Origin of the sequence: Chryseobacterium antibioticum (assembly GCF_012927325.1) — a bacterium.
Lineage (GTDB): Bacteria > Bacteroidota > Bacteroidia > Flavobacteriales > Weeksellaceae > Chryseobacterium > Chryseobacterium antibioticum.
Genome location: NZ_JABBGI010000019.1, coordinates 1 through 16,326, shown reverse-complemented (window position 1 = coordinate 16,326; position 16,326 = coordinate 1). Strand labels below are relative to the sequence as shown.

7 protein-coding genes are annotated in these 16,326 nt (G+C 37.8%); 6 read left to right on the top strand and 1 reads right to left on the bottom strand.

What is annotated here, in order from left to right; all coding sequences use genetic code 11:
- The first annotated feature begins 51 nt into the window (after nt 1–51).
- From dnaE to HHL23_RS14975, 4 genes are all read left to right on the top strand, one after another.
- Entirely contained in the window at nt 52–4,719 is a 4,668-nt protein-coding gene (dnaE, locus tag HHL23_RS14990) for a DNA polymerase III subunit alpha (RefSeq protein ID WP_169235602.1), read from the top strand.
- 365 nt (nt 4,720–5,084) lie between these two features.
- A complete protein-coding gene (locus tag HHL23_RS14985) occupies nt 5,085–8,600 on the top strand; it encodes a T9SS type A sorting domain-containing protein (protein ID WP_169235601.1) in 3,516 nt (1,171 codons plus the stop codon).
- 274 nt (nt 8,601–8,874) lie between these two features.
- On the top strand, nt 8,875–10,461 hold the full coding sequence (locus HHL23_RS14980; protein WP_169235600.1) for a GEVED domain-containing protein: 1,587 nt from the start codon (nt 8,875–8,877) through the stop codon (nt 10,459–10,461).
- Nucleotides 10,462–10,538: 77 nt separating this feature from the next.
- Nucleotides 10,539–13,046, top strand: a complete 2,508-nt coding sequence (locus tag HHL23_RS14975; RefSeq protein ID WP_169235599.1) for a T9SS type A sorting domain-containing protein — start codon at nt 10,539–10,541, stop codon at nt 13,044–13,046.
- A 274-nt stretch (nt 13,047–13,320) separates the two neighbouring features.
- Here the strand turns inward: HHL23_RS14975 and HHL23_RS14970 are convergent, their stop codons facing one another.
- Complete coding sequence (locus tag HHL23_RS14970; RefSeq protein WP_169235598.1) at nt 13,321–14,148, bottom strand: ion transporter; 828 nt, start codon at nt 14,146–14,148, stop codon at nt 13,321–13,323.
- Nucleotides 14,149–14,209: 61 nt separating this feature from the next.
- On the opposite strand from HHL23_RS14970, the gene HHL23_RS14965 reads away from it, so the two are divergent.
- Nucleotides 14,210–15,307, top strand: coding sequence for a Nif3-like dinuclear metal center hexameric protein (locus HHL23_RS14965; protein WP_169235597.1), 1,098 nt, complete (start codon nt 14,210–14,212; stop codon nt 15,305–15,307).
- A gap of 3 nt (nt 15,308–15,310) precedes the next feature.
- Entirely contained in the window at nt 15,311–16,087 is a 777-nt protein-coding gene (locus HHL23_RS14960) for a zinc ribbon domain-containing protein (RefSeq protein WP_169235596.1), read from the top strand.
- The last annotated feature ends 239 nt before the right edge of the window (nt 16,088–16,326 follow it).

Genomic DNA, 16,326 nt, shown 5'->3' with positions numbered 1-16,326 from the left:
AAAAAATGAAGTAACTTTACATTCTCTTTTTTAAAAAAGTTAGAAACTTATATGTATTTAATTTTTGACACAGAAACAACTGGTTTACCTAAAAATTTCAATGCACCCCTTTCAGACTCAGACAACTGGCCAAGAATGGTTCAGATTGCATGGCAGGTGCACGATGATGATGGTAAATTAATTGAAAATCAGGATTATATAATAAAACCTGAAGGATATGATATTCCCTTTAATGCAGCAAGAATTCACGGAATTACCACCAAAATAGCCAATGAAGAAGGACAGGATCTCCAGGAGATTTTAGAAGAATTTTCTAAAGTGCTGGACAGGGTAAGAGTAGTTTCCGGACACAACGTAGAATTCGATTACAATATTGTAGGAGCAGAGCTTTACAGAAAAAATTTAAAAGACAATCTTCAGGATAAACCTAAAGCCGATACTATGGTTTTAGGAACAGACTATTGTAAGCTTGGCGGTGGAAGAGGAGGAAGATATAAATCTCCCAAACTGGAAGAGTTGTACGAAAAACTGTATGGTCACAAATTTGACGAAGCCCACAATGCTGCTGCCGACGTAAATGCAACTGCTAGGGTATTCTTTGAAATGATGAGAATCGGGATCATTCCTGCTGAAGTTCTGAAAACTTCTGAGGATCAGCTGGCGTACTTTAAAACACTTTATCCCGATCCGATAAAGCCGTTTCATATTGTCATCAGAAGACAGGTTGCAGACTTCAATAATAAGAAAAAACAGGCTGACACCGGGAATATTGATGAAGTTGATATCGGAAAATATTTCAATTTTAACAGCCACAGTGTTTTCTCTACTTTAATGGCTACTTCCAGCATTAATGACCTGATCAAAAAAGCTTCCGATGAAAACTTTCCTGCAGTAGGAATGGTGGATATCGGGAATATGATGGGGGCTTTTAAATTCGTGTCAGCAGTGGAATCTGCCAATTCTGACCGTTCAAAGAAGCATAAAGAATTCCTTGCCAAAAAACAGGAAGCAGAAGAAAGTGGAACGGAGTTTACGGAAGAAGAACCTATTTCCGAGCCTTTAATCCCTGTTGTTGGCTGTGAATTTTATATTTCAGACCGTTACGAGCAGAAGCAGTTTACCAAAGATGATCCGGACAGAAGAACACAGGTTGTTCTTTTGGCTAAGGATTTTGACGGATATAAAAATTTAGCAAAACTTTCAAGTATAGGATTCTTAAAAGGATTCTATTTTGGAGTTCCGAGGATCAGCCGGGAGTTGATTTCTCAATATAAAGAAGGATTAATTGCCCTGACTTCCGGAATCAACGGAGATATTCCCGATGCGATTTTAAATACAGGGGAACAAAAAGGGGAAGAGCTTTTCAAATGGTGGAAAGAAACTTTTAAAGACGATTTTTATGTTCAGATTCAAAACCATAATCTTCCGGAAGAAGAGCATTTAAATGATGTTTTACTGCATTTTGCAGATAAATATGATGTTAAAATTTTAGCTCAAAACGAGACTTATTATACCAATAAAGACGATTCTAATATTCAGGATATTGTAAGTTGTATCAAAGATGGAGAAAAGCTGACAACGCCGGTTGGTAAAGGTTTTGGTAAAAGAAGAGGTCTTGCTTCAGGAGAGTATTTTATTAAGAATTCTCATGAAATAAAAGAAGCTTTCTTAAATTATCCTGATGCTTTTGATGCATACGAAGAATTTACAGGAAAATTTAAACCTTACACCTTAAAGAGAGACGTTTTACTTCCAAAATTTGACATTCCGGAGGAATTTATTCATGCCGAAGATGAGATTGATGGTGGAAAACGTGGTGAAATGGCCTATTTAACACATTTAACTTACGAAGGCGCCAGAAAAAGATATGCAGATACCGGAATTACTGATGAAATTAAAGAACGTTTAGACTTTGAGCTTGACGTAATTGCCAATACCGGTTATCCGGGATATTTCCTTATTGTACAGGATTTCTGTAACGAAGCCCGTAATATGGGCGTTTGGGTAGGACCAGGAAGGGGTTCCGCGGCAGGTTCCGCAGTAGCGTACTGTATTGGAATTACCAACGTTGACCCGATTAAGTATGATCTCCTTTTTGAGAGATTCCTGAATCCTGAAAGGGTTTCGATGCCCGATATTGATATTGACTTTGATGATGAAGGGCGTGACAGGGTGATTAAATGGGTTATCGAAAAATACGGACAAAGTCAGGTAGCGCAGATTATTACCTATTCCGTTTTGGGAGGGAAATCTGCGATTAAAGATGCAGGAAGGGTATTGGATCTTCCCATTCCTGATACCAATAATATCGCGAAACTGATCCCGGCCAGTCCCGGAATGAATATTGCCAAAGCACTGGCAAAATATGATAAGCTAAAGCCTGAAGAGCAGATGCTTGTGGATGAAATGAGAATGGTACTCAGTAATCCTGATGATCCGCGTTTCGATGTATTGGCGAGTGCCAAGAAAATGGAAGGATGTATCAGGAATACAGGAATTCATGCCTGTGGGGTAATCATTACCCCTGAGGATGTAAGTAATCTTGTTCCGGTAACGATTGCGGCGAAAGATGCGGACATTCTTGTTTCACAGTTTGACAACTCGGTGGCAGAAAGTGCAGGGCTTCTGAAAATGGACTTCCTAGGGCTGCGTACTTTGACGATCATTAAAGATGCTATGAAACTGGTCAAACAAAGACATAATATAGATCTTGATCCGGATGATATTCCGCTTGATGATGCAAAAACTTATCAGTTATTTAAAGAAGGAAGGACGATCGGGATTTTCCAATATGAAAGCCCGGGAATGCAGAAATACATGAGAGAGCTTAAACCTACCGTTTTTGCCGATCTTATTGCTATGAACGCATTGTACCGTCCGGGACCAATCAAATATATTCCGAACTTTATCAACAGAAAGCACGGAATTGAAGAAATTGTTTATGACTTACCGGAAACTGAAGAATATTTAAAAGAAACTTACGGGATTACCGTTTATCAGGAGCAGGTAATGCTTTTGTCCCAGAAATTGGCCAACTTTACCAAAGGTGAAGCCGATACGCTGAGAAAAGCGATGGGTAAAAAGCAGATTGATGTTCTTAATAAAATGTACCCTAAATTTATAGAAGGCGGACGGAAAAACAATCTTAACGAAGAGCGGTTAGAAAAAATATGGAATGACTGGAAGGCCTTTGCAGAATATGCCTTCAACAAATCTCACTCTACATGCTATGCATTGATTGCGTATCATACAGCCTATCTGAAAGCTAATTTTCCGGCAGAATATATGGCGAGTGTGATGAGTAACAATATTAACAATACAGATTCTATCACCCTGTTCATGGAAGATTGTAAAAGTATTGGAGTAGATGTTTTAGGGCCGGATGTTAATGAATCTCAATATAAATTCTCAGTAAACGAAAAAGGTCAGATCCGTTTCGGTTTAGGAGCCATTAAAGGAATTGGGGAAGGGCCGAGTGAAGCTATTACAAAAGAACGGACCAACGGAAGGTTCAAAAATGTTTATGATTTCTTTGAAAGGATTTTGCCTTCTCAGATGAATAAAAGAGTGGCAGAAAGTTTAGTGCTGGCAGGAGCTTTCGATGAATTAGGCTCTTACCACAGAGGTCAGTATTTTGATATTGATATGGCCGGAAAAACGAATCTTGAAAGATTGATCAGATACGGACAGAGTTTTCAGGAAAGCAAAAACGAAATGGAACACTCTCTCTTTGCTGATTTTGCCGATGAAGTACAGATTGAGCAGCCTAAATTACCACCTTGCCCGGAATGGCCAAATATGCATAAGCTTAATAAAGAAAAGGAAATCATCGGGTTCTATCTTTCTGCACATCCGCTGGATGAATTCAAATACCATTTTCAGTTTATGCAAGGGCAGTTGTCTAAAAAGAATGTACTGGAAAAAGATGAAGAAGAAAAGCTGGTGACGGATGAAGTTCCTATTTTAGAAAAGGATTCACAGGATGAAACGGTAGATCTTATCGAAATTGTCTCTGATGAAATGTCCATAGGTGAGGAAGAGATCATAGAAGAGGTTATGAAAAAGGCTGAACCAAAAGGAAATTTCATGTTTTTAAATCTTGATGAGGTAGATGCTTACAAAGAGCAGGCTTTTGCCAATAAGCAGGAAGAGCTGTTTGAAGAAAAAAAGAAAGACTGGAAAACACTTCAGAAAGAAAGAGAGAATGGCGGAGGCGGAAAAGAATATACCGTAGCCGGACTGATCACTGAGTATAGGGTTCAGGATGGTTTCAGAAGCGGTGAGAAGGTAGCCTTTGTTACGCTGGAAGATTATTCCGGGTCTTATTCTTTCAGGCTTGGAGACAGAGATTATATGCGACTGAAAGAAAAACTGGAGGTTCAGAGATTTGTGATTTTCAAAATAAAGTTTGCACAGGTGAAGGATGGGAGAGTCTTTGTGAATGTAAATGATGTTATTGAGCTTCAGGAAGCTTTTGAAAGATTTGCAAAAAGTATCTCTCTGGTAATGGATGTCATGGATGTACGTGCTGAAGATCTGGAATTTTTCAGGACCGTTCTTGACCGGAATAAAGGGAATCAAAAACTTAAATTCTTTATTAAAAATATTGAAGATGATTCACAAATTGAAGTTCAGTCTATGAAACATTCTGTAGATCTGAATGGAGATCTCATTAAGGAAATTCAGCTTCTTAATAAGTATGAGTTTTATTTGAATTAAGAAAAGTGAAATATTAAAATAGAAAGCGGCATTTTGTCGCTTTTTTTGTTGATTTTAAGTCGTTGCTTGGTGAAAAAATAAATATCTTTTTTACGTTAAATCGGGATTTATCCATTATTTTGGATTTTTGTTTTTAATTTAATTGCCTGTAAATCAGTATTTTGAATTAAATTCAATTATTAATGATTTAATGTTAAAATTAAACGCGTATTTACTTTTAATTAATAAATAAACTATTTTACGACTTTATTGTTAATATTTTATGATAATTTTTGAGTTTAGATTAAATATTTGTTTACTTTTGCCCTCTAGTTTTATTTTTACTACGTATGAAAAAAACTCTATTGTCGTGTTTATTTTTTCTCATGGCGACACTCATCAATGCCCAGGTTGTCTTGGGCAGTGGGACTACACAAGGCGGGTATATGCCCGTGGATGTGAATTTTGGCTATAATTACAGTCAGCAGATTTTTACCAAGACTGAAATTAATACAACAGCAGCTGGCAATATTACGGGTGTTAAATTTTTTCTCCCGAATACTGCAGATATTTCTAAATCTGTTGATTGGGTGGTTTATGTAGGACATACCACTAAAACAACTTTTAGCTCTGGTACAGACTGGGTTCCTTTAGCCAGTATGACCCAGGTGTTTTCAGGAGCGGTAAGTATAGTAGGTAGTGAAGTTACTGTCAATTTCAGTTCACCTTTTGCCTATAACAATACAGATAACCTGATTATCGCTATTGATGAAAATACGGCAGACTTTACGGGTACCAGTAATAAGTTCTACACGTATACAGGATCTTCAAATTCCGGATTGGCGTACAGAAGTGATACCATAAACCCGGATCCTACAGCTCCTCCTTCAGGAACACGTGTGGCTACCAAATCTATTACCGCATTGTTGGGTCTTTCTCCGGCGGCGCCGCTTTGTCCGGTTGTTTCAGCTCCCGCAGTGAATGCTACCAATGTGTCTGTTTTACCTACTATTACCTGGGCCGGGTCCAACTCTGCATCTTCTTACAAGTTGAGCGTAGGAACTACACCAGGAGGTACAGATGTAATGAATATGGTAGATTTGGGAAATGTAACCAGCTATACATTTACGAGTGCTCTTAGCTTCAGTACTCAGTACTATTACACGGTGAATGCTTTAAACTCAACAGGAACAAGTACCGGATGTACAGAAAGGAGCTTTACTACTGTTTCGTTGGGATGTCCTTCCGTGAGTATTCCTGCAGCATCTGTACTGGGAACTTCGGTAAAACCTACATTTACATGGTCTGCTGTAACAGGAGTGCTGGGATACCGTTTGAGTATCGGAACATCTGCAGGCGCTAATAATGTCTTGAGTAATTTTGACTTAGGAAATGTTTTAACTTACACTTTAACCACTGCACAGCAGCTTAATCCTTCTACTCAATATTTTTATACGATAACAGCTTATACCGGAAGTGCTACTTCTACGGGATGTACTGAAAGGAACTTTACTACCGGAGCAACATTACCTCCGGCTAATGACGATTGTTCGGCAGCGGTTTCATTAACGGTTAATTCAGGATTGACTTGTACTGCTACAACACCAGGGAATACCCTTGGGGCTACTTTTTCTATGGCAGCTACACCTTGTAGTGGTAACCCGGGAGATGATGTTTGGTATAGATTTACAGCTACAGGAAGCAGTCATCTGATTACCATTTCCAATGTAGTTTCTACTGGTGTCAGTTCAGACACTGACATGTACTTTCAGGTTCTTGGAGGAAGCTGTGGTAGTATGACCAACTTATTGTGTTCTGATGCGGATTTAAATATAGTGACAGGACTTACCGTGGGTCAGACCTATTATGTAAGAGTTTATACTTATTCACCTAATGCAAATACCAATGCAAGCTTTACTATCTGTATATCTACGCCACCACCACCACCTGCGAATGACGAATGTGTAAATGCTGTAACGGTAACGGTGAACGCTGATATGAACTGTGGTTCTGTAACTTCAGGAAACACTTCAGGAGGAACTAACTCCAATGTACCAGTAGGTGCTTGTTCTGGTACTCCGGATGATGATGTATGGTATAAATTTGTTGCTACAGGTGCCAAACATACGATTTGGCTGAAAAATGTAGTTTCTGTTGGAACATCTTCATCTACTTCACTATATGCTCAGGTATTTAGTGGTGCTTGCGGTACATTGACCAGCACTACATGTATCACTTCAAATACAAGTTATACTGTTTTGTCTAATCTGACAGCAGGGGATACTTATTATGTAAGAGTTTATAATTCAAATGCTAATTCAGGAGCTTCACTATATGCAAATTCATTTGATCTTTGCATCGGAACGCTTCCTGCGCCTCCTGCAAATGATGATTGTGCAGGTGCTGTTACCTTGACTGTGAACCCAGATATGAGCTGTGGATCTGTAGCTTCTGGAACTACTTTGGGAGCAACCAATTCTTCAATTCCTGTAGGTACCTGTACAGGCACTCCTGATGATGATGTTTGGTATGCATTTACTGCAACAGGTACTGCGCATACAATCTGGTTAAAAAATGTGGTATCTGTAGGAAGCAGCTCATCTACGAGCTTGTATGCTCAGGTATTCACAGGAGGATGTGGAGCTTTGGTAAACAAAACATGCATCACATCTAATACAAATTATACTACACTGACAGGTCTTACAGCTGGAGAGACTTATTACGTAAGAGTTTATAACTCCAGCGCAAATACTTCTACAACGGTTTATGCCAATACATTTAGTATATGTATCGGTACTCTGCCTCCTCCTCCAGCTAATGACGACTGTGCTAATGCTGTTTCATTAACTGTAGGTAGTACAGGAACTTGTATGAATCCAGTAAGCGGTTCTACTTATAGTGCGACTCAAAGTACTGGAACAACACCAACATGTGCTGCTTCTGGTATCAATGATGATGTTTGGTATTCATTTACGGCTACTGCGACTACTCATTTGGTAACAGTAAATTATACTGATAATGCTACAGCAACACAGGTTTATTCAGGATCTTGCGGAAGTTTTACAACAGTTGCGTGTACAGATGGAGGTTTTGGTAACTCAAATGTACTGTTGCAGAGCTTGACCGTAGGTCAGGTTTATTATGTAAGAGTATATTCTTCATCAAGTACAGCTGCTACAGCTTCAACTTTCAGCATCTGTGTTACATCACCAGTGGCTCCTGCTAATGATACCTGTGATACTGCAATAGCAATTCCTTGCGGAGGAACAGTAGAAGGTAACAATGCGCTTGCTGCCAATGAAACTTTACCTAGCAGTACTTGTGGTGGTACAACTACTACGGCAAGTTATAAAGGAGTGTGGTATACTGTAAAAGCTAATGTAGCAGGGGCTATTACAGTAAGTGCTTGTGGAGCAGAATTTGACAGCTACTTAAGGGTGTATTCAGGAAGTTGTGCAGCACTTACATGTGTAAGTAATACGTCAGGAGTTGGATATGCTGATGGCGGATGTCCTGGTGTTAATCTTAATGATTCATCTACTTTAACATTCAATGCAACAGCAGGTACAACGTATTATGTATTACTGACTGGTTATGCTGCCACGAGATTTGGAAAATATACTATTTCTGTGACACAGGATTGCTCTACAATGGGTACATCTGATGTTAAAAAAGAGAATAATCTTAAAGCGTATCCAAATCCATTTACAGATGTCTTGAATATTTCTGATATCTCTAAAGTAAAATCAGTATCAATTGTTGATCTTGTAGGAAGAATAGTGAAAACTATCGATAATCCTTCTTCAGCTCTTCAACTAGGAGACCTTAAACAAGGAATGTATCTTGTCACTCTTAACATGAAAGACGGATCAAAACAAATTATCAAGGGCATTAAGAAATAAAATTTTATTGACCCTATTATTTTATAGAATAGCAGCTGAAAAGCTGCTATTTTTTTGTATTTATAAGTGTAATGATGTGCATTAATGATTGATGCAAAAACTTTTATACTGCTTATGTTTATATATGTGGAAGGCTTATTTATATAATCAATTAAAAATTAATTATTTACAAAGTTTTTTATACAAAACTTAAGGAGCTATCTATTTTTTTAACAAAAAAAATAGATATTGTGTTTTTTTTATTAAATTAGCGATTACCATAAAATAATATTACATGAAAAAGATTTTACTTGCGAATTTACTAATGATTGGCACGTGTGCATTTGCTCAGACCTATTGCATACCCGAATTTTCTAGCGGTTGCGATGGAGGGGACATGATCGACAGCTTTGCGATTCCATCTGCGGGATTTAGTCATTTGGATACAGGCTGCTCTCAGGGAGCGTACGGAGATTATACCTCACAGACGATTAACATGAGTGCCGGAGTTAATTATGCCTTTTCTATTGGCCATGACTATTCCAATCAGAATGTGCGTATCTGGATCGATTTTGATAATAATGGAACCTTTGATGATGCAGCGCCAGAACTGGTTGCAGCGGCAAGCAGTGTGGGACCTGATGATAATTCAATTACTAACGGGAGTATCATTATTCCTGCTACAGTGACACCCGGAACTTACAGAATGAGAGTAGGGGACCGATATTCCAGTCAACCAGAACCTTGTAATACATCTGGGTATGGAGAAGCACATGATTACACAGTGACTATAGGAGCTGTACCAAGCTGTCTGGCACCGAGTAATCTATCTTCCAGTGCAGTCACTTCAAGCTCAGCATCTGTTGCATGGACAGCTTCAACGAGTACCGTAGGGGTAGGTTACGAATATTATTATTCTCAAACAAATACAGCACCCACCAGTACTACTGCAGCAACAGGAAGTGTAGGAGCATCTTCTACATCGGTGCCTCTGTCTACGCTATCTTCTGCTACTACTTATTATGTATGGGTGAGATCTGTATGCAGTGCTTCTGATAAAAGTGCATGGTCGATAGGAACATCATTTACAACACTTTGTGCCGTTGTAGTACCTTCCGTAACCTATACAAACGATTTTTCAACATTCCCTGGAAACTGTTGGGAACAAGCTTCGGGTGGGGATGCCAGTACAGGACCTGACGATACGGAAGAATTATGGTTTGATGGAGACTTCCTGAATTCCGGTGATAATGCGGCAAAAATAAACCTTTACTTTACCGGAACTAAAGCATGGTTGAAAACCTTACCTTTCAATTTGTCTGCAGGAGGATACAGGGTTAAATTTGATTATGGAGTTACAGAATTTTTGGAGACTACTGCTTCTGCTATGGGATCTGACGACGTGGTTCAGTTCTTGGTTTCAGGTGATGGAGGAAGTACATGGACTGTCCTTCAGACGTGGGATAATGCGAGTGGACCATCTAATACCTCTACGACCTATTCTTATAATTTGACATCTTATACGGGAGCGAATACGATCTTTGCATTTTATGCCTCGGACGGGTCTGTGAACGATCCTGAAGACTACGAATTCTTCGTAGATAACTTTAAAGTAGAATCTGCATCATTGGCTACATCTGAAGTTTCCAAAGCAAAAGAAGATATTAAAGCATATCCAAACCCTTTCACAGATGTATTGAACATTTCAAAAGCAGATCTTGTGAAGTCGGTTTCAGTTTCTGATGTTTCCGGAAGATTGGTGAAAACTATTGATACTCCTTCTTCTGCTCTTCATTTGGGAGACCTGAAACAAGGATTGTATTTTGTGACTTTAAATATGAAAGACGGTTCTAAACAGATGATTAAAGCCATCAAAAAATAATCTTGTCATTTATCATAAAAAAAACGGTTATATCATAACCGTTTTTTTTTATCTTTCCATATTGAAAAAAGATTAACATGAAAAAACTATTAAACAGATTATTACTATTATTAATATTAACCCTTAATATATCTATATCAGCACAAACATTCCCTCCTCCTACCAATGATGATTGTGTCAACGCAATCCCTTTAACGGTAAACGGAGATATGAACTGTGCGGTGAGTAGTTTCGGAAATACACTAGGTGCTACATCCTCTGGAATACCTTCTACATGTTTTGGTAATACAGATGATGATGTTTGGTTTAGTTTTGTAGCGGTTGCAACCTCACATACTGTTAGCATTTCAAATATTGTCAATACCGGATCTATGACCGGCTCACAATATTTATCGTTTCAGATAATGAAGGGTGGCTGTGGAGCGCTAACTGATCTACTTTGCTGTGAATGGGATTTTGCTTCGCTAACGAATCTTACCCCGGGAGAAAAATATTATATCAGAGTTTATACCACAGGCTCAGGAATGGGCAGCGCTGCTAGTTTTAAATTATGCGTAGGTACTCATACTCCTCCTCCAAATGATGAATGCGCAAATGCAATTTCTTTATCGGTGAACCCAGATTCAAATTGTGGGATTGTTACATCCGGAACTACACTTTCTGCTACTTATTCAGGAATGTTGACATCTCCCTGTACGGGAAGTCCTGATGATGATGTTTGGTATAAATTTACTGCAACTGCGAATACGCATACGCTATGGTTGAAAAATACGGTTGCTTTAAGCCCTTATTTAAGCCCTAAACTATATGCACAAGTATTTAAAGGAAGCTGTGGAAGCTTAGTAAGTACGATTTGTATTACTGCTAATGATATAGCATCCGTTATGTCTGGACTAAATCTCGGAGAAACATATTATGTTAGGGTTTACAGTTATGGCAGTACTACGCCTACAATACTTCATGCCTATACATTTGATATATGTATTGGTACTATTGCTGTGCCGACTCCGGTTAATAATGACTTTGTCAATGCGACTTCATTACCCATAAACCCTGATAAAAATTGTGTATTCACGACTTCAGGAACAACTTATGGAGCGTCTGAATCCGTCCCTTCAATAGTGTCACCATGTACAGGAAGTATATCTAATGATGTTTGGTATAAATTTAAGGCTACCAAAACCTTACATACTATTGATTTTAAAAACATTACTTCTGTTGGGCCTATGTATTCAAATTATTTTGCAGCAGGAGTGTATAGTGGGACTTTAGGAAATTTAACGAGTATTAAATGTATCAGCATCAGTATTATGGCAACTGGTGGTGGATACTATTCAAGTCCTACGAATTTGGTAGGTCTTACTCCTGGAGAAACATATTATATAAGGGTTTATGCATCAACTACAAATATGGCGCATAATTTTAATATTTGTATAGGTACTCCGAATGCTCCGGTCAATGATTATTGTAGCAACGCCATTGTTGTACCTGTAAATCCTGGAACAACCTGTAATTTAACAGTTCCAGGTACGACTTATGATGCTTCGGAATCTAATCCTAATTTGGTGGGATGTAATACAACAAGTAATACATTCATCGATGATGATATATGGTATAAATTTACGGCAACTCAAAATGTTCATGGAATTAGTTTAAAAAACCTTACCCCTGTGGGAAATAACCTTTCAGAAGTTTGGATAAAGATATATAAAGGTTCTGATTGTGGGGCGCTGGTCGATTTCGAATGTACTCGTCAGGAAATGTATAATTATGACAGTATTTTTGGCTACGTAAATAGTCCTTGGTTTGTACCAGGTGAAACGTACTATATAAGGATTTATACTGAAAGAAGCGGTCCCTTCGCATATACATTTGATTTATGTATAACCTCCCCGCTTACAAATACTATATGTAATAATCCTATATCATTAGCGGTCGCAGACAGTTTTGATGCTGGTGCTGTTACGGCATCAAACGTTGGAGGCATTCGTTCGAATCCTATCTGTTCAAGTTATGGCAGTTTCTACGCTTGGTTTAAAGCTGTAGTTCCGGCTTCAGGAGGTATGATTATTGAAACAGCTCCTGTAGCAGGCTCTCCATTTGTTGATTCTGTAATTACAAATTCAGGAAGATGTGGGAGCACAATTAGCTTTTGTAATGATAATATTTCTCCAACTAATTTATTTTCACGAGTAATATTAACCGGAAGAGTCCCGGGTGAAACCATTCTGTTTGCTGTTGCAAGCAACGGATCAGTGAAACCTTATAATGGTATCCCTAATCCTAAGGCAGGGGAATTTAAAATTTCAGTATATGATCCGGGTAATTTATTAGCAACCGATGACGTGGAGGTAAAGGGTAATAATATCAATGTTCATCCAAACCCTTTCACAGATGTATTGAACATTTCAAAAGCAGATCTTGTGAAGTCGGTTTCAGTTTCTGATGTTTCCGGAAGATTGGTGAAAACTATTGATACTCCTTCTTCTGCTCTTCATTTGGGAGACCTGAAACAAGGATTGTATTTTGTGACTTTAAATATGAAAGACGGTTCTAAACAGATGATTAAAGCCATCAAAAAATAAAAAGAAAATACTCACATTCATAGAGAAAGCCGGCCATATGGCCGGCTTTCTCTATATTACTCATCCTTATCATTTATTGGGTACTGGTTGTATATCTCCTGTGTTCATATGCTCAAAGACAGTTGGGAAAAACATTACGAGTATAAAATAAATAATGATCATTAATACGATTAAAGAGAAAAGTATAATGACCAGACTATTGGGTTTATTTTTCTTTTGTGGTTCCATGATTTTTGTGGTATTTTGGTGAATAGATTAATATCAATACCAAATACTAAGCTAATTTCTTGCCACACTGTTTACAGTATCTCGCGTCGTCATCTATATCTTCGTTGCCACACTGGTCACAGATCTTTTCCAGATTCTGTCTTTTGTTCCGCATTTCTGCCGTTACAATTCCCGTAGGAACGGCGATGATAGAATATCCGGCAAGCATTAAAATAACAGCAAAAAATTTACCCATTGGCGTAATAGGGGAGACATCACCATAACCCACTGTGGTTACAGTAACTACCGCCCAGTAAATAGACTGCGGAATCGTTTCAAAACCGGGTCTTCCGCCTTCCACCATAAACATGAGGGAGCCTACGATCACTGAGAAAATAATCAGGAATAAAAGAAAAATATAGATCTTTCTGGAACTGTGTTTTAAGGCTCTCACGATGAGGTAGCCGTCATTCATGAAATCCAGAAGATTGAAAATTCTGAAAACTCTCAGCATTCGCAGCATTCTGAAAATCAGAAAATATTTTGTGACCGGAAAGAAAAAACTGAGGAAGAAAGGAACCAGTGCCAAAAAATCGATGATTCCGAAAAAGCTGAAAATATAGTTTTTCTTATTTTTTACCACACTGATACGCATCCAGTACTCGACGGTGAAGAAGATAGAAATAATCCATTCCAGGATCAGAAAGGTTCTGTGAAATCTTTTGTCGATTTGAGGTACACTTTCCATCATAATAATGGCCGTACTTATCAGGATCAGAGATAATAATGTAATGTCAAATAACTTCCCGAGTCTGGTGTCGGCACGATAGATGACTCTGTAAAGAAACCTTTTCCAAAGCTTGTCTTCAGGAACAAGATTATGTTCTCTTTCCATTTTTAATGTTTTTTAAAATTAACAAATTATCGTTACTTTCGTAGCAAACATACAGAATAAAATGACAATAAGCGAAGTAATTTCAAAAATAGAGAACCGTATTCCTCTGCAGCTGGCGGAAGACTTTGATAATGTAGGACTGCTCTGTGGAGTTCCAGGCCGAAATGTCAGCGGTATACTGGTATGCCATGATGTACTGGAGAATGTGGTGGATGAGGCTATCCAGAAAAACTGTAATCTGATTGTATGTTTTCATCCCATTATTTTCTCAGGATTAAAATCTCTGACGGGGAAGAATTATGTGGAAAGAGCTGTGCTAAAAGCTATTGAGAATAAAATAGCCATTTATGCGATACATACGGCGTTTGATAATGACTTTTTTGGAGTCAATCATGGAATCTGCAGCCATTTAGGATTAAAAGATCTGAAAATTCTTCAGCCTAAAAAAAATAATTTAAAACAGTTAACGGTTTTTGTGCCGAAGGATCATTCGGACAAAGTGAGAGAGGCTCTTTTCTCTGCAGGAGCGGGGAATATAGGCTTCTATGATGAATGTAGTTTTACACTGAACGGGAATGGTACTTTCAGACCGGGGGAAGGTTCCAATCCATTTTCAGGACAGCAGAATATCCGTGAACAGGCAGATGAAGATATGGTATCCGTTATTTTTGAAAGCTATAAACAGGGACGTATTATTTCAGCGATGAAGGCAGCGCATCCCTATGAAGAGGTAGCCCATCAGATTTATCAGCTGGATAACGAAAACCAGCATTCAGGATTGGGAATGTATGGCGATTTTGAGGAAGAGATGGATGAACAGGATTTTTTAAGACTCGTGAAAGAAAAATTCGGACTTGAAGTGATTAAACATTCTGATTTTACGCAGAAAAAAATCAGAAGAGTAGGTGTTCTTGGAGGATCCGGAGCCAGCGGAATAAAATCAGCTTTGTCACAGAAATGTGATGCCTATCTTACCGGAGATATCAAATACCACGACTATTTTATGGCAGAATCCAAAATGCTGATCTGCGACATAGGCCATTATGAATCAGAACAATTTGTAACTCAACAATTATTTGAAATTTTGTCACAAAAATTTAGTACATTTGCAATTTCAAAATCTATTGAAAAAACAAACCCAGTAAATTATTTCATTTAAGATATGGCAAAAACCAACGATATTTCAGTTGAAGAAAAATTAAGAGCTTTATACGATTTGCAGATCATTGATTCAAGATTGGATGAAATCCGAAATACCAGAGGAGAATTGCCAATTGAAGTTGAAGATCTTGAAATTGAGATTGAAGGACTTGAAAAAAGAGCTGAAAAATTTCATGCAGATATCAAAGATCAGGACGACCAGATCAAAACCAAGCATGAAGTGATCAACCATGCAAAAACTTTAATTGAAAAATACAAATCTCAGCAGGATACGGTAAGAAACAATAAAGAGTTTGAAGCATTAGGAAAAGAAATGGAATTCCAGGAGCTGGAAATTCAGCTTGCTGACAAGAGAATTAAAGAATTCGGAGTTAAAATTGCTCACAAAAATGAAACTTTAAGCGAACTTAACGGGAAAATCAGTGACCTAAAAAACCATTTAAAATTCAAAAAAGTAGAATTGGATGGTCTTGTCTCTGAAACTAAAAAAGAAGAGGAATACTTAATAGAGCAGTCTAAAGAGTATGCAAGTAAGATTGACGAAAGATTACTAGCTTCATATAACAGAATCAGAAAGAGCTCTATCAACGGATTAGCGGTTGTAGGATTAGAAAGAGGAGCACCAAAAGGTTCATTCTTTACCATTCCTCCTCAGAAGCAGATGGAGATTGCACAGAGAAAGAAAATCATTATTGATGAGCATTCAGGAAAAATTCTTGTAGATGACGAATTGGTAATGGAAGAAAACGATAGAATGAAATCGGTTATTAAATTCTAATTTCGATTTTTAAATAATATAAAAATGTGTTTCAGAAATGAAGCACATTTTTTTTGTTTCGTATAAAGATGATATTTTGGCTAAAGCCTTTGGATTATGCTTTTAAGGTGAACGGGCTAAAGCCCAATGTCATTAAGTTATGGATTTAATACGTTGATTATCAGTTATTTTAATTGTTTTTTTGGTTTGTTTTTTGTATATTTAACAGTGAATCAAGCAGTTAAATCGAGAAGAAAAAA